A 19,081-nucleotide genomic window follows, 5' to 3' on the forward strand; every position below is an offset into this window, starting at 1 on the left:
CTCCGATGGGACTTCGACGGGTGTCTCCCTGCAAGTGGGTGACGGAACCGGCGTCAACGTCTCAGCCCTCGACGCTCCGCGCGTCGCGGCACACGGGCAGGAAATCACCGTGACGGCCAACGTCACCAACACCGGTGATTCCGAGGTTGACGCTGATGTCAGCTACGAGGCAGACGGCACCACTGACGCAGCCGGCACCACCACCCAGACAATTACGCTGGGCGCTGGTGAGACCCAGGAAGTCTCCTTCACCCTCAACACTGAAGACCTCCCTGGCTCTGATGCCGGTACTACCAACGAGTACACGCACGGCATCACCGCAAGCACCTCGGATGACACGGACACCCAAACGGCAGATCTCACGGTCGGTACCGACTCCAACGGTGAGATCAACATCGAGGTCATCGACCAGCAGAGTAACGCTGTCGCCCCGCCGACTAACGTCGCGCTGTACCGGGCAGGCGACTGGGGTGGCTCTGTCGATGCTACCACTACGGCCCCGATCCGTGTCGACGAAACCGACAGTCAGGGCTTCGCTCAGTTCAGCGACCTAGCGGTCGGTCCGAGCGAAACCGGAACCCCCGGTAGCCAGGATTACGTCGCTGTTGCTGGCTACGACGACGAGAACTTCACGTCGCGCAGCACGCAACTCAGCCTGTTCGATCCCGACCAGCGTACGGACTCCCGAACGCTGCGTCTCGAACGGGTCATCAGCCCGGGTGAGCTCAACGTTGAGGTCATCCGCGGCGAGGCTACTGCCAACGGGCAGGACCAGGTTCAGTACGAAGTTACCGTTCTCGGTGACCTCAACGGCGAGCCCTACGAGGGCGCAACCGTCAACGTTGCCGACGACGGCACTGACCTAACCTACGAAGACGGTGACCAGACCGAAACGACCGACGAGAACGGGACGGCCCGATTCAACATCTCGTCCGATACGGTCCAGACCGTCGAGTTCACCTTCTCGGAACCGACCGAGAACCTTGAGGAGACCGCATCCGGTTCCTTCATCCCGCAGTCGGGTGAGGGCAACCTCTACGGCTCCGTGGTCGGACAGGACACGACCGAAGGCATCGAGGGCGGCTCGGTGTGGCTCGTCCGCTCCTCCGACTACAACACGAACTCTGTAACGACTACCATCGACCTGGACAATATCGACCAGAACGGTGACACGGATGACGATACGGTCTTCATTCGTCTGAACGACTCCGAGGGCGGCGTTATCTCGCCTGACGAGTACGACATCCGGGTCGCGAACACCGAGGCAGATTCCGGTGACTCTGATGCCGTGACGCTGGTCGACCAGCTGAACGAGACCGACGCTGCAGTCGGCGGCGGTTACGCACTGATCGATCAAGACAACGACGGCCTCATCACGTTCAAGCACACCCGCCTCGCGCCTGAGAACTACTACGCTCAGGTCTCCTACGATGCAGCCAACGCCAGCGACTTCGACGGTGACGTCGACGACACGCTCGCTCTCGACGAAGAGAACGAAGCGTTCGTCAACGTCACTGGTGCCGGTCCGGTGACCGATGCTGATCTCGGAACCGGAACTGCTGTCGAGTTCAGCCCGTCGGCTAACCTGACGCTCGAGCAGGCCGTCGAGGACTCCGAGTCGTCCGGTGCGAACCTCGCAGACACGGAAGGCTTCACCAACTCCTTCGGCGTCCCGACGGAAGGGACGAACGAAGACGGTGACTACGTGCTCAGCGAGATCCCGACCAACTACCAGAGTGGTATCCAGTACGTCGCAATCGCTGACGCACCGTCCTACTCGACGGACTTCGCTGACGTCGAACTGCAAGAGGACGGTCAGCTGACCTTCTCCGAGACGCAGGGTTCGAACGACTTCTACCTCGAACCGGTACCGGTCCAGCCTGATGGTGTCGACATCACGCAGGTCGGTACGAAGGAGAACTCCACCGCGGAAACGGTCGAGTTCGACAATTCGAGTGACCCGTTCTACCAGGAAGTCCCACGTGACGGACAGACGATCGACGTCTTCAACGTCAACACGACTGCCGAAGGTGAACTCGTCAACGCGACCACGACCGTGACCTTCGACTCCGAGGTTGTGGATGGTGAATTCGTCAACATCGCAGGTGGCGACTACGTCTCCATCGACAACGAGAACAACACCGCAACGCTCTACACTGGTTCCGATGGCCAGGCACAGGTCTGGTACCAGAGCGACCAGGGAGCTGAAACGATCAACACGCAAAAGCGTGCTGTGCTCGACGCGGACACCTCGGTCGAGGACACCTCGAACGTCACGTTCGTCGGTGTCAAGAACTTCGGTAGTGCGTCCATCTCCGGGATCGTGACTGACTCCGAGGACACGCCGCTACCGAACTCCGCTGTGTGGACTGAGGAGATCATCCTCGGTACTGACGACTTCGACGACCGCATCGTGATCACGCCGAACACGTCGGCAACTCCCGGCACACCGGCATACGGTGACGCCGTCGACGAGGACAGCGACGAGTTCGATGTCCTCCTGCTGACGTACAACGCTACCAGTAACGACTTCGACACCGTCAACAAGAACACCACGACGGCAGGCGACCTCCGTTCCTACGACTTCAGTGCGTTCCCATCGCTCAACGCGAACGGTGAGTACAAGCTGTATCAGCGTGCGAACCAGGACACACAGGGCGAAGCGTCGTACACCTTCGATCCCGTGCCTGCTCTAGAGACTGGTGGAATCGTGGATGCGACGACCCGATACCGTGTTGGTGCCGTCCAGTACGGTGACTTCCAGAAGGGGAGTGTCTCGAACGACGCGCTTCCGAGCGTGCAGCCCAACACGACTGCAACTGCAAACGTCGTGATCCCGATTGTCGCGGATCCGGCGGAACTGCAGATCTCGGGCGTGACTGATCAGACGATCTCGGAAGGCGAGAACACGACGGTCACGGCGACGATCCAGAACACTGGCGGCAACTTCCAGGCCGATCAGCAGGTCGACCTGGTTGTTGATGGGACTGTCGTTGCGAATACTACTATCTCAGTGGCCTCCGGCGAGAACGCTACGGTCACCCTCGTGGGTGACACCAGCGATCTCGCGGCCGGTGAGTACGATCTGACTGTCTCTACGGCCGATGACAGTCAGAGCGCGACGCTGACGGTCAGCGCAGAGTCTACTCCGCCGACTAACGTTGATCGGTTCGACACCGACAATGACGGAACAATCGAATTCCAGGAAGTCATCGCAGCGATCCAGGCGAGCAACGACGGCTCGCAGATCGGCGGTCAGCCTGTTGGCTTCCAGGATGTCCTCGCCGTCATCGAAGCATTCAATCAGAACTAACCAATCGAAATAGACACAACAACACATGACACGTAACCACAATTCAGTAAAGGCACTGGGCCTGGCAGCGCTTATGGTGCTGTCCGTCGTTGCCCTGTCGATGCCTGTTGCTGCAGCCCCGCAGGCCGATCTGTCGGCATCCGACCCGGGGACGGCGACGCAGGGATCGACATTCGACGTGACGTATACACTGACGAACGATGGAGACGAGGCTGCATCCGCTAGCGGGCTTGAAATCCGGGGCCTCCCGGACGGCGTCACCGTGGCATCGGCCTCTGGTGACGGCCAGACCGGCGGCTTCGGTGAAGGAGATACCGGTATCTTCTACACCAGCCAGCTCGCCGCGGGTGACTCCTTCACGACGACAGTCACCTACCAGGTTGCGGACGACGCATCGACTGGTGACAGTGGACCGATCGAGGTCGCTGGCTTCGTCGGCTCGGAAAGCGAATCGACCGTGACCTCCTCGGTCACGATCGAAGAAGCTGGAACCGAACCGCCGAATGAGGGCGGCTCCGAGCCCGGAGCACCCGAGCTGCGCAAAGCAACGCACTACGTCGACTCCCAAGAGGGTACCATCCTTGAACTGGCGTTCAACGAGGACGTCTTCGAGGACAACCCTGAAGTCACGATCCACCTCAGCAACGACGACGACATCTCCGTCGACGACTCGCAGATCCAGTCGCCCGATAACGGGCGCGTAGTGGTGGACACTGACCGGACCTACAACCGCATCGACGAGGTCACCGTCTCCGGCTACGAAGACACGGACGGTAACAGCCTCGACGAAGTCACGCAGGAAGCGAAGTTCGCACCGGCGACGGTCAACACGCTCACGAACGACGACGTTGAAGCCTACCAGGGCTCCAACGTCACGTTCGAGGGCAACGTCGGTGACCAGTTCCAGATCAACACGGACGGCGACGATGACCTGACGTTCTCCGCCACGCGTGGTACTGGCGCGAACAGCCAGGTCTACGTCTTCGACACCGACAACCGCGACGTTGGCGACTACAACGTCGAGAACGACAACGCGGGCACCAACAGCTCGCTGCAGCTCGAAGACCTCGGCCTCTCGGTCGAGGCTGACGAGGACACGTTCGAGGACGACGAGAACGTGACCGCGACTGTTGAGTCCAACGACATCGACCGCGAGGTCGACGCCGATCTCCTCGACTCCAACGGTGACGAGGAAGTCGAGCGAACGGTCACGATCGACAACGACGGTGAGGCCGAGATCGACTTCGGTGAAGTCGACACCGGAAATTACACCGTCGAAGTCTCCGACGTCAACACGCAGGTCAGCGCGAACAGCGACGAATTCGAAGTCGTCGAAGCTGGCGACGCTGAAGCCGGCTTCGAAGCCGACGGTGTCTTCATCGAGGAACGCGGTGACGTTGTGAACGTCACGGTCAACCTCGAAAACACCGACACCGCGATGCTGAACATCGGTGACGAGTCCGACGACAACTACAACCTGCTGCTGAACCTGACGGACGACAGTGACGACGGGCAGGTCACTGTTCAGTTCAACAGCTACTCCGCGGGCGCGGTCCCGATGGACGAGATCAACCCCGGCGTCGTCACCGTCGCTGACGACGACGACGAACTGGAAGTCATCGAGCGGAACGGTGGCTTCGTCGACACCGACCGTGAAGTCGGAGAGGATCTCCTCGACTCCACGGACTACGAGATGAACGTCACCGGTGAGAACGACGCCGATGTCACCGGCGACAACGAGCAGGATGTCGGAACGATCTCCCTGCAGGACCGGTCGACCGAGAACCTGCAGAACTGGGTCGCTCCGGAAGACAGCTTCAGTGACATCGAAGACCTCGACAACGACGAGGTCGGCGATGTCTACCAGCTGATCCAGGACGGCGAGCTGACGCAGTCCGAAGAGCTCGCGACGCAGGACACGCTCGTCGCTCAGGTCGAGGCCTCCGGCCTCGAAGGTCTGTACACGTACCACTCGGAAGTGAACGATCTCTCCGAGACCGAAGCGCTGCAGGCGCACACGGAGAACTTCCAGGACGAGGACACGGGCCACATCTCGTTCCTCTTCGAGGACGAGGACCCCGGCGCTAACGTTGAGGAGTCCGACATCTCCATCGACGACCTCGGCACCAGCAACGTCCACGTCCTTGTCGACGAGGACAACAACACGCAGTTCGTTGCCGTCGACAGTCAGGCGCTCCTCGACGAGGGTGCCGAAGACGGTGACGCGTACACGACCAACTTCAGTGTTGCCGGCGACGACTACACTGAACTGGGTACTGACGACGAAGCGCAGGATGTCAACGGTACCTTCGATGTTCTTGACCGTGACGACGGTACCAGCCTGAACAACGACGACGATGTCGTTGTTCGCGCTGCTGAAGGCCAGAACATCTCCGGCGAGAGTGTCGTCGCACCTGGCACGGAACTTACGGTGTTCCTCCGGAGTTCCGACTCCAGCGCTCCGTTCCTGAAGCAGCCGACCGCGATCGTCCAGCCGGACGGTACCTTCACGGCCACGGCTGACTTCAGCGACGAGCAGCCCGGCGCCAACTTCACTGGTCAGGTTCGCCTGAGCGGTGACGAACTGGGCGAAGAGATTGACGGTCGCGTCGCAGCCGCACCGGTTGCGTCCGTCAATATCAGCGACCAGGAATCCGACGGCGAGACGGTCACGGTTGACAGCGCGTCGCTGTCCGACGGTGGCTTCGTCGTCATCCACGACGGCACGCTCCTCGACGGCGAAGTCGAGGACAGTGTCATCGGGAACTCCGACTACCTCGACTCCGGCAGTCACGAGGACATCGAGGTCTCCGTGGACGCCCAGGAAGAGGACTTCACGGCGATCGCGATGCCGCACCTCGACACCAACGGAAACGAGGAGTACGACTTCCCGGGTGCTGACGGTCCCTACACCGAGGACGGCTCGGCAGTGACCGACAGCGCGAACGTGACGGTCGTCACCTCGACGCCGACGCCGACGCCGACGCCGACGGACGAACCGACGGCAACGCCGACGCCGACGCCGACCGAGGAGCCGACTGACCCGAGCACGCCGACTGACGAACCGACCACCACGTCCGGAGACGGTCCCGGCTTCACCGCCGTGATCGCTCTGGTCGCGCTGGTCGCCGCGGCGCTGCTCGCAGTCCGCCGTAACAACTAACCGGAGTACCTCCGGTCCCTGAAACTCGCCTTTTTTATGCGCTAGCCCGGTAGCGACAGCTGTCGCCGTCGGTATCGCTTGACCGATGCACGCGGGCGTAACGACAAAGCATATACGCCGGATTTGCCAATATACGGCCAATGATGGCGACAGTCCTGCAGTCCCGTGTCACGTTCGCTGGACTGTCGTTTGACCCGCTCGTTCTCTCGGAGCCGCTGATGTGGCTCGTTCTCGCGAGCTTTCTCGGGAGTGCGCTCCTCCACCACAGAGACGAGCAGTGGGCTCGAATCACGGCAGTCACGGGGTGGGGACTGTTCGGCGCGTTCTGGCTCGTGTTGATCCCCCATTTCGTCCTGACACAGAAGAGCTTCGTCGAGGGGATCGGCAGCGTGGCCGCGGTCCCGCTGTCGCTGTATGCCGGCTATCTGTTGTGGAACGGACGGGACTCGCTGTTTGTCTTGACCCGGGCGATCGGGACGATGGGGATCGTCTACGTCCCCTTCCTCACGATCGAGCCGCTACGGCAGTTCCTGGTCGAGGTTGTCACCGACCAGACCGGCTTTCTGATGGCGCTTTTGGGCGTCGATCCCGTCGTCGTCGACGGCTTCTCACACAACGGGATCGAGATCGTCACCAAGCAGTACCCCTACGAGAGCACGTTCTGGTTCGACCACGAGGAGGGGCCGGTCACCTACAATATCCTGCTTGCCTGTACCGGGATCGGGAGTATCTCGATCTTCGCCGGTGCCATCCTGGCGGTGTCGGCGCCGTGGCGGCGCAAGCTCAGGGCGCTGGCGGCGACGGCGGCGGTGATCTACGTCCTGAACCTGTTCCGGAACGTATTCATCGCCATCGCGTTTGGCCTCCAGCGGATGCAGGTCTTCGAGGGTCCCATCATGTCGCTGTTCGGGATCTCGGACCCACGGATGGTGTCGTACTATCTCGCGGATCGGATTCTCGCACAGGTCGGCTCGGTCGTCGTCCTCGTCGGGCTCACGTGGATACTGGTACGGGAGCTTCCGGAGATGACGGTACTGGTCGAGGACCTGCTGTTCATGCTGACCGGCAACGAGTACGATCTCGAAGCGGCGTTTCACACGCCCGACGCCGAGACGAGCGCGACGCCCGGTGACGACTAACGAGCAGCAGGGAGCCCGGCGAGTTCGGTTAGCGCGTCTTCCTCGACCGGGTGGAGATCGGCCGGAACGACGAGCAGGTGCAGCGGTGCCCCGAATTCCCGTTCGGAGAGCGTTGTGAGCGTGTCGGCGACGACGGTCGGGTCCAGGCTTCCGGCGCGGGCGACGACGACACCGAGTTGATCGGGGAAGCGATCGGCGAGCAGTTCGGCGGCGTGGTCCGCGGTCATGTAGGTGTCGTCGCTGTCGTCCCAGTGGGGATCGTCGACCTTGATATCGAGGTAGACCAGCGTATGCAGGTCGCGGGCCTGGTTGGCTTCGATCGTCGAGACCACGCTGTCGGGGACGCCGTCACCGCCGTGGGCGTCCTCGAACGGGAGGGTCGTGGCCTTCCCGAAGCGGTAGTTCTGGAGTCCGGTCAGCGACCCGGCGGCGGTCTGGGCCGTCGTCCCGTGGATCACGCCTGTCTCGATTCCGCGTCGTTCGGCCCGGAGGCGCAGATCGGTGTGTGTCGTCGAGACCATCGTATCGCCCGCGGTCAGGAAGACGACAGTTTCGGTCTCGGCGGCGGCCAGGACCGGTTCGGGGTCCCGTTCGACGCCGGCGCGGTCACGGACTTCGATGTCGGTACCGTGGGCGGCTTCCAGGGATTCGAGGTCGGTTCCCACGAGCCGACTGGTGTAGAACTCCGCGAACACGCGGTCGGCCGCCTCGATCGCGTCCCGACCGGCCAGTGTGACAGAGCGCTCGTCGTAGAGCCCGAGGCCGACGAAGGTGAGCATATCGCCACTCGGTCGTGGGAGTGGATAAAGGGCGCGAAGCGTCAGGCTTACCGCAGACGGCCGGCGAACGGTTGTATGGGCGTTCCCTGCGTTCGCGTGGCACGCGAGGACGGTGAGGCCACCCGCGGCCGGCTGGCCGAAGCCGGACTCGTCGACGACGGCTACGACATCACCGTTCAGGACGGCTCACTGTACATCCCGGTGACCGACCCGGAGGCGGTCCCCGACGCGTTCACTGTCGTCGAGTTCGACACGCCGGCCCGCGAGGGACAGACGATGCCGGCCGACCTGCTGTCGTTCGACCCCAGCTACGAACGGATCGGGGAGACCGTCATCGTCGACGAGGACGACCCCGACCGAGCACGGGAAATCGCTGACGCGATCATCGAATCCGATCTCCCCGTGACGACAGTCCTCAACCGTGCTTCGAAGATCAAGGGAACACAACGGGTCAGGGACTGGGATCTCCTGGCCGGCGAGAACACGGAGGTGCTCCACCGGGAGTACGGCTCGGAGTTCCTGCTCGATCTGGCCGAGGTGTATTTCTCCCCCCGGCTGGCCACCGAGCGCCACCGGGTCGTCGAACAGGTCCGGTCGGACGAACACGCCTTCGATATGTTCGCCGGTGTCGGTCCGTTCGTGATCCCGTTCGCGCGACGGGGCGCAGTCTGTGTGGGGACGGACATCAACGAGACGGCGATCGAGTACCTCCGGGAGAACGCACGCCGGAACGGTGTCGAGGAACGGGTCACAGCGATCAGTGGCGACGTCCGGGACGCCGCGACAGCGTACGAGGGATGGGCCGACCGGATCGTGATGAACCTCCCCCACAGCGCCGACGAGTTCCTGGAGACAGCCGTCACACTCGCCGGCGAGGACTGCTGGCTCCACTATTACGACATCCAACACGAGGACGACCCGTACGGACCGGGCGAGCGGGCGATCAGGGACGCGGCACAACCGACATACGATGTCAGCGTCGAGACGCGCCATACGGTCCGCTCGTACGCACCGCACGAGCACAACGTCGTTCTGGACGTTCACCTGACGAGGTGAGCCCAACAATTATGATGACCCGCGTGATGGTCGAAACCACCGACGGATGGGTGTGAGCGTGGCCGACGACATCGACGTACGTGACATCTCGCCGACCGCGTGGCGGTTGTTGCGGGTCGCGGCCGGGTTCGGACAGCGGGAGGTTGAGTCGGAGGTGGAGGACATCATGCAAGCGCACATCTCGATGCTGGAAAGCGACACACGGGGCCTCTCGGAGGCACGGCTGGGGGAGCTGTTCAGCCTCTACCGGGACGAACTGGACGACGAACAGGTCTGCGTGCTAGTCGAGCACTTCTAACATGACACCGAACCAACTCCGGGGGAGACGGCGATGACCTGGGGCGGCCTGCAGACGCCACGTCGAACCGCTGGCGCTCTCGTCGTTGCGGTCACGCTGACCGCCGTCGTCGCCGCCGTCCCGACGCCGTCGGGGCTCGCTCTGGCCGGACAGTACGCCCTGGCGACGATGGTGTTGGCCGCGACACTGTGGGTGACGACGGCGCTTCCGCTCCCCGTGACTGCGCTGCTCATCCCGGTCGCACTGACGGTGTTTGGCGTCTACGACGAGATGCAGGCCGCACTGTCCGGCTTTGCGGACCCGCTGATCTTCCTGTTTATCGCGGGGTTCATGCTCGCCGAGACGCTGCAGACACACAACATCGATCGGCGACTCGCGCTCTATCTCATCAACCGACTCGGCCGATCCCCTCGACTGCTCATTCTGGCGATCATGATAGCGACGGCGGGGCTCTCGATGTGGGTCTCGAACACCGCGACGACGGCGATGATGACGCCGGTCGCACTCGGTGTCCTCGCGGAGGTTGTCGGTCGGGAAGCGACCGACGACGGTGTCTCGAACATGCGAGTCGCGACGTTGCTGGGGACGGCGTACGCGGCAAGTGTCGGCGGTGTCGGGACGCTGATCGGGACCCCACCTAACGTCGTCGCCGTGGCCTTTCTCGATCGGCTCGTCGGCGTCGAGATCTCCTTCGCACAGTGGCTCGCGGTCGGCGTTCCGATCGTCGTCGTCACGCTGCCGCTGACCTGGTACGTTCTGACCTTCTGGCTGTACCCCCCGGAGATCGACGACGTCGACGACGCGCGAGCCCAGGCTGGCGAGTACCTCCAAGAGGAGGGGCCGCTCTCGCCGGCCGGTCGCCGGGCGGCCTACATCTTCGCCGCGACCGCCGGACTGTGGATTCTGGGGGGACTGGGGGTTCTCTTCGAGGGAATCCTCCCCGATCCGTGGTTCGTGACGCTGTTCGGTGGTGGGGGACAGACGATATTCGGACTGACTGGCCATCGTGGCGTCCTCTACTTCGTCGTCGTCGGCTTGCTTGCGATCCCGGCGCTGGTCCTCTCGGGTGCCGACGAGTGGGAGAACCTCGTCGAGATCGACTGGGGGACGATCATCCTCTTCGGCGGTGGCATCTCCCTTGCCGACGCGCTGGCCGACACCGACGCGACGGAGTGGCTCGCTCGCTCGGTGTTCGACGCCGTGGTCGGCGCGCCGCTCGTGCTCGTGGTGTTGGCTGTCATCGTCTTCACCGTCCTCGTGACGGAGTTGTCCTCGAACACGGCGACGACGACGATTATCGCGCCAGTGCTCATCGGGCTCGGGAGCGTGCTCGCGGGGACCCTTGGCGTCGATCCGATCCCGGCTGCTATCTTCCTCACTATCACCGGCGCGCTCGCTGCGAGTTTCGCCTTCGCGCTGCCGGTGGCGACCCCACCCAACGCCATCGTCTTCGGGAGTGGCCACCTCCGTCAGCGGGACATGATCCGTGCTGGGGTCGTGTTGAACGTCTTGATGACGCTCGTGCTCACCGCGCTGGTGGTCGTCTTCTTCGCGACGATCTGGCCAGCGGTCCTTTGGTGAGTAACTCGTTCCCGGCTGTCGTATTAGTTCCCTGGTAGGACAGAACTATCCTCAATGTTTATTAATGTGGATCACAACGTCCCGTATAGGGCGTGTATCACTGATACACGCACGTACCGAAGCTATGACCCGAGAACACGACCGACGGAAGTTCCTCAAGATTGCTGGTAGCACAGGCGTGATCGGACTGACTGGCCTCTCCGGTTGTTCCGGAGACGGCGGTAGTGGCGGCGACGGCGGAAGCGGTGATGGCGGAAGCGGCGACGGCGGTGACGGTGGATCGACAGGTGGGAGCGGCAGCGGTTCGGACGTGCTCACACTGGGCGGATCGATGAGTCTGTCCGGGGACAACGCCGATCTCGGGCAGTTGTACAAGGACGCTTACGAACTCACGATCCAGCGGATCAACGAGAACGGCGGTGTCGAGGCCGGTGACGGCAACACCTACGAACTGGAGATGATCCTCCGGGACGACGGGACCGACGCGTCGACCTCGAAATCCATCTATCAGGAGTTGATCGACCGCGAGAACGTCGACTACCTCCTTGGACCGTACTCCAGTACCGTGACGCTTCCGGCCAGTGCTGTCGCCGCACAGAACCAGAAGCCGATGGTCGAGGGCGGCGGTGCGAGCCCGGAGATCTTCGCACAGGGTAACGAGTGGATCTTCGGCCTCCTGCCGACGGCCAACAAGTACGCCAAATCGTTCATCGACATGTGTCTCGCGCAGGACGAGACACCCGAATCCATCGCGATCCTCGCGGAGGACGGGACGTTCAGCCAGTCCACGGCGGAGGGCGCCAGACAGAAGATCGACCAGACCGACCTCGAACTGGTCGTCGACCAGACGTTCCCCTCGGACACCTCGGACCTCTCGACGAATCTCGGGCGGGTCCGGGACAACGGCGCCGATATCCTGCTGTTGTGTGCCCACCAGAAACACAACATCATCCTGGCCAACCAGATGGAGACCCAGAGTGTCAACGTCGACGCCGCGATGGGCACCGTCGGCAGCCTCAACGACTCGTTCAAGGAGGAGGTCGGCGCCAACGGGGACTACATGTACGGCCCGTCCTCGTGGGCAGTCAACGCGAACTTCGACGATCCGGTGTACGGTAAGACCGGCGACTTCGTCTCTGCCATCGAGGAGAACTACGGCTACACGCCGGACTACCACAGCGCGGCCGGCGAGGCCGTCATCCTGACGTTCATGAACGCGTTCCAGAACGTCGACGAGGTCGCGCCGACCCCGGTCCGCGACGAGATCCGTGCCTCCGACTTCTCGTCGGTGTACGGCGGCATCGCCTTCGACGACAGCGGGGTCATCGACAAGAACATGCTGGTCTACCAGTGGCAGCCCGACCCGGGCCTCCAGATCACCTACCCCGAGAACGTCGCGCAGTCCGACCCCCTCTATCCGATGCCGGACTGGAGTGAACGCTAAGACGATGGCGGCGACACAGTTTGTCGTCAACGGCCTGCTCGTCGGGGCGCTGTTCGCGGCGGTCGCCGTCGGCTTCGCCCTCATCTGGGGCGTCGTCGACATCATCAACCTCGCCCACGGCGAGATGGTGATGCTGGGGGGGTACACCTCCTACTGGGTCCTCTCGCTGGTGACCGGCAACGCCGAGGGCTCGCCGCTGCTGTTCCTGGCGACGGTCCCGGTCGCGATCGGCGTGCTGTTCGTCGTCGGCTACGCGCTCCAGCGGACGCTCGTCTCCCGGGTCATCGGGACGGACATCTTCCTGACGCTGCTCGTGACCTTCGGAGCGAGCATCGCCATCCAGCAACTGGCGTTGCAGGCCTGGTCGGCCAACCCGCGGTCGATCCAGGTCTCCTTCGCCGACCCCTCCCTGGCGATCGCAGGCGTCGTCGTCCCGAAGATGAAACTCGTCGCCTTCGCCGGGGCGCTAGTCCTGACGGCGGTGCTGTTCGTCTTCCTCAAACGGACCCGGACTGGACGTGCGATCCGCGCGGTCGCACAGAACCCGGAGGCTGCTGCCCTCGTGGGTATCGACGTCGAACACACCCGCGCGGTGACGTTCGGGCTCTCGTCGGCCATCGCGGGCGGCGTGGGGTCGTTCATCGCCGTCATCCTCAACATCCAGCCACAGATGGGACTGATCTACACGCTGAAGAGCTTCGTCATCGTCGTCTTCGGCGGCGTCGGCTCGATCCCCGGCGCGCTCGTCGGTGGCCTGTTGCTCGGCTCCGTCGAGGAGTTGGTCGCCGGGTTCATCTCCTCGCAGTGGACGCTGGCAGTGAGTTTCTCGCTGTTGATCGTCCTGCTCGTCGTCAAGCCCAAGGGCCTGTTCGGTGAGGGGGTGGGAGAATGAGCACGGAGACGGACGACTCAGGAACGCTGAAGTCCATCTTCCCGCCGGATCAGGTCGATCGCGTGTTTCGGACCTGTGACGACCACGGCTGGAAGCTTCTGATCGCCAGTGCCGTCGTCGGCGCACTTCCGCCGGTGCTCGGCCTCCAGTCGGGGTACTACATGACGGTCCTGAGCGAGATGTACCTCTTTGCCATCCTGGCGCTGTCCTGGGATATCGTCGGCGGCCAGACTGGTTACCCGAGCTTCGGGAACATGGCCTTCTTCGGGATCGGTGCGTATACGACGGCGATCCTGGTCAAGGACTTCGCGGTCGCGTTCCCGGCGGCGTTTCTCGTTGCCGGGCTGGTCGCGACGGTGTTCGCGCTGGTCATCGGGATCATCGTCCTGCGCCTGCGGGGCCACTACTTCGCCATCGCGACGCTGGGCGTCCTGCTCGCGGCCCAGCAGGTCTCGCGGAACCTCGACATCACCGGCGGTGCCAGCGGGAAGATCCTGTTGGAGACGCCCTCGGGAACGGAGTTCTACTACCTGTTCCTGGGCGTGCTGGTCGTCGAAGCAGCGGTCGTCTACTACCTCTCCAGTACCCGCTTTGGGTTCGTTCTCAACGCCATCCGGGACGACGAGGGGAAGGCTACCGCGATGGGGTTCAACACGACCTACTACAAGACCGCCGCGTGGATGCTGGCGGCACTGTTTACCGGCTTCGCCGGCGGTGCCTACAGCCTGTTCAACACGTTCATCGATCCCCAGACTGCCTACAACGGTGCCTGGAACGTGGAACTGATCGCGATGGCGCTGCTGGGCGGTTCCGGCACTGTCGTCGGGCCGATCATCGGTGCGTTCGGCCTCCATACGGTCATCGAGATCGTCGAGTCCTACGCGGTCGGCTGGCAACTCGTCTTGCTGGGCCTTTCGGTTATCGTGACTGTCATCGCTATCCCGGAGGGGCTGGTCGGCTCGCTACGGCAGTACGCTAGTCAGATGGAGTACTACAAACACGGCGGGATGGCCGCTGCCGACGGTGAGGCAGATTCGGACGAGGAAACCTCGCCTGCGGGAGGTGACTCTCCGTGAGTCGAGCCACTGACACGCCGGCGACCGACCCCCAGGGAGACCGTGCAGTCCTGCGGACCGACGGCGTCACCAAGCGGTTCGGCGGGCTGACTGCCGTCGACAGCGTCGATATCGAGGTCAACCAGGGAGAGATCGTCGGCCTCATCGGACCCAACGGTGCCGGGAAGTCGACGCTGTTCAACTGCATCACGGGCGCCCTCGATGCCGACGAAGGCAACGTCTACCTCCAGGGAGAGGACGTCACGGACTGGCCCGAGTACAAGATCGCTCGGGCCGGCCTGGGGCGGATGTTCCAGGAGACGCGCATCTTCGGCGATATGACCGTCAGGAAGAACCTCCTGATCGCCGCCCAGGAAGGCGGTGCCGACGTGGGGAACCTGCTGCGACGGCCCGACGACTCGTTGCTGGGGCGTGCCAACGAACTGCTGGAGTACGTTGATCTCGGTGGACTGGCGGACGTGCGGGCCGGCCGACTGAGCTTCGGCCAGCAGAAGCTCATCGAATTCAGCATGGCACTCATGGCTGAACCCGAGATTCTGCTGATGGACGAACCAGCGGGCGGGATCAACCCCTCGATGATCGGAAAGCTCATCGAATACATCCGTACGGCAAACACTGACGAGGAGGCGACGATCTTCCTGATCGAACACAATATGGACTTCGTCATGGAGATCGCGGACCGGATCTACGTACTGGCCCACGGTGAGCGCATCGCCGAGGGAACGCCAGAAACGATCCAGAACGATCAGCGCGTCCTCGACGCGTACCTCGGGAGGGAATGAGATGGCAACGACAGACACATCCACGACGACTGACGACGCGTTGTTGTCGATGACCGACGTGACGTCGGGCTACGGCAACACGACCGTCCTCCACGACGTGAACATCAGCGTTCGGGAGGGAGAGATCGGCTGTCTCATCGGCCCGAACGGGTCGGGCAAGTCGACACTGATGAAGAGCATCTACGGCTTCGCCGATGTCCAGTCGGGGACTGTCCAGTTCCGCGGGGAGGAGATCACCGGCCGCTCGCCCCAGGAGAACCTCGCCGGCGGGATGAGCTACGTCCTCCAGGACGCCAGCGTCTTCCCCCGGATGAGCGTCCACGAGAACATGCTGATGGGCGGGTACGTCTTCGACGACGACGACCGCGCCGCCGAGCGCGCCGAGGAACTGTACGACGAGTTCCCGATACTCGGTGACATCAGGGGCCAGAAGGCCGGGACGCTTTCGGGCGGCCAGCGGCGCCTGCTCGAACTGGCCCGTGCGCTGATGGTCGATCCCGACGTGATGATGCTCGACGAGCCCTCGATCGGACTCGAACCGCGGTTCATCGACGACGTCTTCGAGCGGATCGAACAGCTCAACGACCTCGGGACGACGATCCTCCTGGTCGAACAGAACGCCGAGAAGGGACTCTCCGTCGCCGACCGCGGGTTCGTCCTGGCGAGCGGCGAGATCAAGTTCACCGGCTCCGGTACCGAACTCCTCAACAACGAGGAGGTCGGCCGGCTCTACCTGGGGGGATAAGATGTACCGTGTACTCGTTCCCGTCGACGACGACCCGGATCGCGCCCGCGGACAGGCCGCCTTCGTCGCGGACCTCCCTGGCGGAACCGACGAAGTCGAAGCGATCGTTACCCACGCGCTGACACCCGAACAGGCAGAGGCACCCGAGGATCTCAAATCCGTCGACCGCGTCGAGACGGTCCGCTTGGTTCGGGACACCCTCGACGAACACGGTGTCGACTACCAACTCGCCGAGGCCCGGACGCCACCCGCCGACGGCATTCTCGACCTGGCCGCCGAGTTCGATGTCGACCAGATCGTCATGGGATCGCGCAAGCGCTCCCCGACCGGGAAGGTCGTCTTCGGCAGCGTCGCCCAGCAGGTTCTCCTGGAGGGCGACGTTCCGGTCACGGTCGTCGGTGCTCACGAGGCGTGAGAACCCCTCGCGGGCCGGCACCGATTCGCAATCCTTATTGCGGTTATCGGCACAACACAGAGTGTACACGGACGGCGTGTGCCGGTGTAGCTCAGACTGGCAGAGCGAATCCTTCGTAAGGATTAGGCCGAGGGTTCAAATCCCTCCACCGGCTTCCTGCGAGAAACGGACGTAACGAGCGAAAGCCGACGAGGGATTTGGACCAGGGAGGAGTTTTGCTCCGACTGTGGTTCATAATCCTCTCCACCGGCTCTTTCCTTCGGAATTCAGCGAACGAATAGGTAGCGACCCGATTGATGCGGAAGGAAAGCTATCCGTCTCACTCTTCGTTCGTGTCGTCGGAATCGGCGATGGCCTCCAGTATCGTCTCGCGTTCCTCGAAGTACGCCGGCGCGTCCCGGTCGCGTTCGAACTCGGCGATGTGAGTGAGCGCGGCCTGGGTGTCGTCACCCGTTGCGTCGAGATCGTCGCCCAGGTCGACGTAGGCCGTCGCCAGGTCTTCGAAGGCGTCCCGGCGTGCCCGTTTCGCTTCCGCGAGGGCCTGTTTCTCTTCGAGGTCACGCTCCCGTGCTTCCAGATCGGCGACGCTCTGGTCGGGAGCCGTCGGGGAGGGCGTGTCGGCTGACTCCGCAACCGGTCGCTCGTGTGCGGCGACGCTGTCCTGGAGATCGGTGAGTTCGTCGTCGAGTTCGTCGAGCAGCGTCTCGGTCTCCTCGGTGAGTGTTTCGACGCGGCCCCAGAGGAACCGCGCTTGGGTTCGACAGTAGTCGGCCAGCTCCTGGACTGTGAGGGTGTCGTCGTTCATTGTCGGTCTATCGTCGCCCCGGCAGAAGACAGTTGGCACACTCAGGGGGTCACCAGCGTCCGTGCCTGTTCGACCAGTTCCGACTGCGCGATGTCACCGTGGTCGGTGATCGCCACGTGATCCTGTGGCTGGTCGTACTCGACGAGGTCGGCGGCGACCAGACACGGGACGTGGCTGTGATAGAGGTCGAAGTACAACTCGGTCACGGACTCGGGATCGATCTCGGTGAGTGGACGCCCGTACTCGATCTCCGCGAGTTCGTCCGCGAGGTCCGGGAGCGCCAGCTCCCCGTGGGTTGCCAGACACGACAGCGCCGCACGTCGACGGCTGTCTGCCAGCGCCCGGAATAACTCGTCGACGGAGCCCGCGTCGGCCATACACGCGGGAAGTGAGGGCCGAGATATAGAACCTTCCGGTACGGACTCAGTGGGTCAACAGGAGGAGCTCTTGTTCGGTCCTGGCGAGACAGAACCTGCGTCCGGGATCGCCGAAGGTGTTGGTCCGTCGCTCGCTGACGAACAGGCGTTCGAAGGGGTCGCCACAGGCCGGACAGGCGAACCCGTCGCGGTTGGCGAGCGTCATCGTCCCGCGGTCCTGTTTGAGGAGCTTCAGCCCGTGGCGGTAGTCGTGGACGTCGAAGCCGTCGCTGATATCGAGTTGTTCCATACGGGAAAGAGGTGACTGGCGGTAAAAAGCGTTAGACCAGGTTCGCGCCCATGTACAGGACGACGACCAGGAACACCCACACGACATCGACGAAGTGCCAGTACATCGACGCCGTCGAGACGGAGGTATGGCGTTCCGCGGAGTACTGGCCGTAGTAGCCCCGGACGAAGACGATCCCCAGCAACACCGCACCGAGCGAGACGTGCAGGCCGTGGAGGCCAGTCAGCCCGTAGAAGGCCGAGGCGTACGCGCCGCCGGTGATGGTAAAGCCTTCGTGGACGATGAACTCGTAGTACTCGTAGATCTGGCCGCCGATGAAGACGACGCCTAAGAGAAGCGTCACGGCGAGCCACTGGAGGAACCGTTCGTGGTTGCCCTTCCGGAGCGCGACGTGGCTGAAGTGGAGCGTCCCGGAGCTGATCAGCAGGATGACGGTGTTGACGATGACCAGCGAGCCGAACACTTCCGGAATCGCCATCGACGTCCAGACGTCGGTCCCGCGGACGATGAAGTAGTAGACGAAGCCGGCGCCGAAGGTCGCGATCTCCGAGCCGAGGAACAACAGCATCGCGAACTTCAGCGTCCGCCCGGAGTGGTGATTGGTTCCGCGGTCCCAGAAGTCCGAGACGAACGCGTGGTACAGCCAGCCGTAGATGCCGGCCAGGAAGAGGCCGACGCTGCCGACCGTCGCGGCGGCACCGATCGTCGTACTGATGAGCGGTTCATCGCCGAGCGAGAGGACGAACAGCGCGGCGCCGACGTAGATGCCGGCGGCGCCGATGGCCGTGACGAACGGCCACCAGCTGGCCTCACCGAAGCCTCGGGGCCAGTCCTCCGTCGCCGGGAGGTGGTGGTCCCCGTGCCCGTGGCCGCCATCCGTCTGTTCATCGGATAAGCTCATACTGGCCCCTTACGAGTCGATTACTA

General features: G+C 63.3%; 17 protein-coding genes and 1 tRNA gene. 13 read left to right on the forward strand and 5 right to left on the reverse strand.

What is annotated here, in order from left to right; genetic code table 11:
• Positions 1-34: 34 nt before the first annotated feature.
• The 3 genes from VJ109_RS12875 to artA all read left to right on the forward strand — a co-directional run bounded on the left by VJ109_RS12875 (position 35) and on the right by artA (position 7,615).
• Positions 35-3,313 (forward strand): Ig-like domain-containing protein, encoded by a 3,279-nt coding sequence (locus VJ109_RS12875; protein WP_324757248.1) that lies wholly within the window; start codon positions 35-37, stop codon positions 3,311-3,313.
• Positions 3,314-3,413: 100 nt separating this feature from the next.
• A complete protein-coding gene (locus VJ109_RS12880; RefSeq protein WP_324757250.1) occupies positions 3,414-6,476 on the forward strand; it encodes a DUF7282 domain-containing protein in 3,063 nt (1,020 codons plus the stop codon).
• Positions 6,477-6,616: 140 nt separating this feature from the next.
• On the forward strand, positions 6,617-7,615 hold the full coding sequence (gene artA, locus VJ109_RS12885; protein WP_324757251.1) for an archaeosortase A: 999 nt from the start codon (positions 6,617-6,619) through the stop codon (positions 7,613-7,615).
• On the opposite strand, the gene dph5 is transcribed toward artA, so the two are convergent.
• Positions 7,612-8,394 carry a diphthine synthase gene (gene dph5, locus VJ109_RS12890; protein WP_324757252.1) on the reverse strand — a complete coding sequence of 261 codons (783 nt, stop codon included), beginning with the start codon at positions 8,392-8,394 and terminating at the stop codon, positions 7,612-7,614. The genes artA and dph5 overlap by 4 nt on opposite strands.
• Positions 8,395-8,469: 75 nt before the next feature.
• Here dph5 and VJ109_RS12895 point away from each other — a divergent pair, with 75 nt between their 5' ends.
• The 10 genes from VJ109_RS12895 to VJ109_RS12940 all read left to right on the forward strand — a co-directional run bounded on the left by VJ109_RS12895 (position 8,470) and on the right by VJ109_RS12940 (position 16,837).
• The gene (locus VJ109_RS12895; protein ID WP_324757253.1) at positions 8,470-9,450 is read left to right on the forward strand and encodes a class I SAM-dependent methyltransferase; all 981 of its coding nucleotides are present in this window, start codon (positions 8,470-8,472) and stop codon (positions 9,448-9,450) included.
• 46 nt (positions 9,451-9,496) lie between these two features.
• Complete coding sequence (locus VJ109_RS12900) at positions 9,497-9,748, forward strand: DUF8599 family protein (protein ID WP_324757254.1); 252 nt, start codon at positions 9,497-9,499, stop codon at positions 9,746-9,748.
• Positions 9,749-9,781: 33 nt separating this feature from the next.
• Complete coding sequence (locus tag VJ109_RS12905) at positions 9,782-11,329, forward strand: SLC13 family permease (RefSeq protein ID WP_324757256.1); 1,548 nt, start codon at positions 9,782-9,784, stop codon at positions 11,327-11,329.
• A gap of 124 nt (positions 11,330-11,453) precedes the next feature.
• Positions 11,454-12,773 (forward strand): amino acid ABC transporter substrate-binding protein, encoded by a 1,320-nt coding sequence (locus tag VJ109_RS12910; RefSeq protein WP_324757257.1) that lies wholly within the window; start codon positions 11,454-11,456, stop codon positions 12,771-12,773.
• A gap of 4 nt (positions 12,774-12,777) precedes the next feature.
• Entirely contained in the window at positions 12,778-13,665 is an 888-nt protein-coding gene (locus tag VJ109_RS12915) for a branched-chain amino acid ABC transporter permease (RefSeq protein WP_276222307.1), read from the forward strand.
• Entirely contained in the window at positions 13,662-14,741 is a 1,080-nt protein-coding gene (locus VJ109_RS12920) for a branched-chain amino acid ABC transporter permease (RefSeq protein ID WP_324757258.1), read from the forward strand. Before VJ109_RS12915 ends, VJ109_RS12920 begins: the two co-directional genes overlap by 4 nt.
• Positions 14,738-15,523 carry an ABC transporter ATP-binding protein gene (locus VJ109_RS12925; protein WP_324757260.1) on the forward strand — a complete coding sequence of 262 codons (786 nt, stop codon included), beginning with the start codon at positions 14,738-14,740 and terminating at the stop codon, positions 15,521-15,523. Before VJ109_RS12920 ends, VJ109_RS12925 begins: the two co-directional genes overlap by 4 nt.
• Position 15,524: 1 nt before the next feature.
• On the forward strand, positions 15,525-16,268 hold the full coding sequence (locus tag VJ109_RS12930) for an ABC transporter ATP-binding protein (protein WP_276222302.1): 744 nt from the start codon (positions 15,525-15,527) through the stop codon (positions 16,266-16,268).
• 1 nt (position 16,269) lies between these two features.
• Entirely contained in the window at positions 16,270-16,683 is a 414-nt protein-coding gene (locus VJ109_RS12935; RefSeq protein ID WP_324757261.1) for a universal stress protein, read from the forward strand.
• 80 nt (positions 16,684-16,763) lie between these two features.
• A tRNA-Thr gene (locus VJ109_RS12940) sits at positions 16,764-16,837 on the forward strand.
• Positions 16,838-17,002: 165 nt separating this feature from the next.
• Here VJ109_RS12940 and VJ109_RS12945 read toward each other — a convergent pair.
• Genes VJ109_RS12945 through VJ109_RS12960 form a run of 4 tightly spaced genes read right to left on the reverse strand, consistent with a single transcriptional unit; the run spans position 17,003 to position 19,055 of the window.
• Positions 17,003-17,488 carry a hypothetical protein gene (locus VJ109_RS12945; RefSeq protein WP_324757263.1) on the reverse strand — a complete coding sequence of 162 codons (486 nt, stop codon included), beginning with the start codon at positions 17,486-17,488 and terminating at the stop codon, positions 17,003-17,005.
• A 41-nt stretch (positions 17,489-17,529) separates the two neighbouring features.
• Positions 17,530-17,865, reverse strand: coding sequence for a DUF7344 domain-containing protein (locus VJ109_RS12950; protein ID WP_276222284.1), 336 nt, complete (start codon positions 17,863-17,865; stop codon positions 17,530-17,532).
• 46 nt (positions 17,866-17,911) lie between these two features.
• Complete coding sequence (locus VJ109_RS12955; RefSeq protein ID WP_324757265.1) at positions 17,912-18,154, reverse strand: DUF7385 family protein; 243 nt, start codon at positions 18,152-18,154, stop codon at positions 17,912-17,914.
• Between the two features lie 31 nt (positions 18,155-18,185).
• Positions 18,186-19,055, reverse strand: coding sequence for a cytochrome c oxidase subunit 3 (locus VJ109_RS12960; protein ID WP_324757266.1), 870 nt, complete (start codon positions 19,053-19,055; stop codon positions 18,186-18,188).
• Between the last annotated feature and the right edge of the window lie 26 nt (positions 19,056-19,081).

The sequence above is a fragment of the Haloarcula montana genome (assembly GCF_035666295.1).
Taxonomy (GTDB): Archaea; Halobacteriota; Halobacteria; order Halobacteriales; family Haloarculaceae; genus Haloarcula; species Haloarcula montana.

What these genes read in the sequence shown, in the direction of transcription:
- artA (WP_324757251.1), top strand. Translation starts at nt 6,617, where the DNA reads ATGATGGCGACAGTCCTGCAGTCCCGTGTCACGTTCGCTGGACTGTCG.
- dph5 (WP_324757252.1), bottom strand. Translation starts at nt 8,394, where the DNA reads ATGCTCACCTTCGTCGGCCTCGGGCTCTACGACGAGCGCTCTGTCACA.
- VJ109_RS12950 (WP_276222284.1), bottom strand. Translation starts at nt 17,865, where the DNA reads ATGGCCGACGCGGGCTCCGTCGACGAGTTATTCCGGGCGCTGGCAGAC.
- VJ109_RS12905 (WP_324757256.1), top strand. Translation starts at nt 9,782, where the DNA reads ATGACCTGGGGCGGCCTGCAGACGCCACGTCGAACCGCTGGCGCTCTC.
- VJ109_RS12895 (WP_324757253.1), top strand. Translation starts at nt 8,470, where the DNA reads ATGGGCGTTCCCTGCGTTCGCGTGGCACGCGAGGACGGTGAGGCCACC.
- VJ109_RS12930 (WP_276222302.1), top strand. Translation starts at nt 15,525, where the DNA reads ATGGCAACGACAGACACATCCACGACGACTGACGACGCGTTGTTGTCG.
- VJ109_RS12945 (WP_324757263.1), bottom strand. Translation starts at nt 17,488, where the DNA reads ATGAACGACGACACCCTCACAGTCCAGGAGCTGGCCGACTACTGTCGA.
- VJ109_RS12960 (WP_324757266.1), bottom strand. Translation starts at nt 19,055, where the DNA reads ATGAGCTTATCCGATGAACAGACGGATGGCGGCCACGGGCACGGGGAC.
- VJ109_RS12900 (WP_324757254.1), top strand. Translation starts at nt 9,497, where the DNA reads ATGGGTGTGAGCGTGGCCGACGACATCGACGTACGTGACATCTCGCCG.
- VJ109_RS12955 (WP_324757265.1), bottom strand. Translation starts at nt 18,154, where the DNA reads ATGGAACAACTCGATATCAGCGACGGCTTCGACGTCCACGACTACCGC.
- VJ109_RS12880 (WP_324757250.1), top strand. Translation starts at nt 3,414, where the DNA reads ATGCCTGTTGCTGCAGCCCCGCAGGCCGATCTGTCGGCATCCGACCCG.
- VJ109_RS12915 (WP_276222307.1), top strand. Translation starts at nt 12,778, where the DNA reads ATGGCGGCGACACAGTTTGTCGTCAACGGCCTGCTCGTCGGGGCGCTG.
- VJ109_RS12910 (WP_324757257.1), top strand. Translation starts at nt 11,454, where the DNA reads ATGACCCGAGAACACGACCGACGGAAGTTCCTCAAGATTGCTGGTAGC.
- VJ109_RS12935 (WP_324757261.1), top strand. Translation starts at nt 16,270, where the DNA reads ATGTACCGTGTACTCGTTCCCGTCGACGACGACCCGGATCGCGCCCGC.
- VJ109_RS12920 (WP_324757258.1), top strand. Translation starts at nt 13,662, where the DNA reads ATGAGCACGGAGACGGACGACTCAGGAACGCTGAAGTCCATCTTCCCG.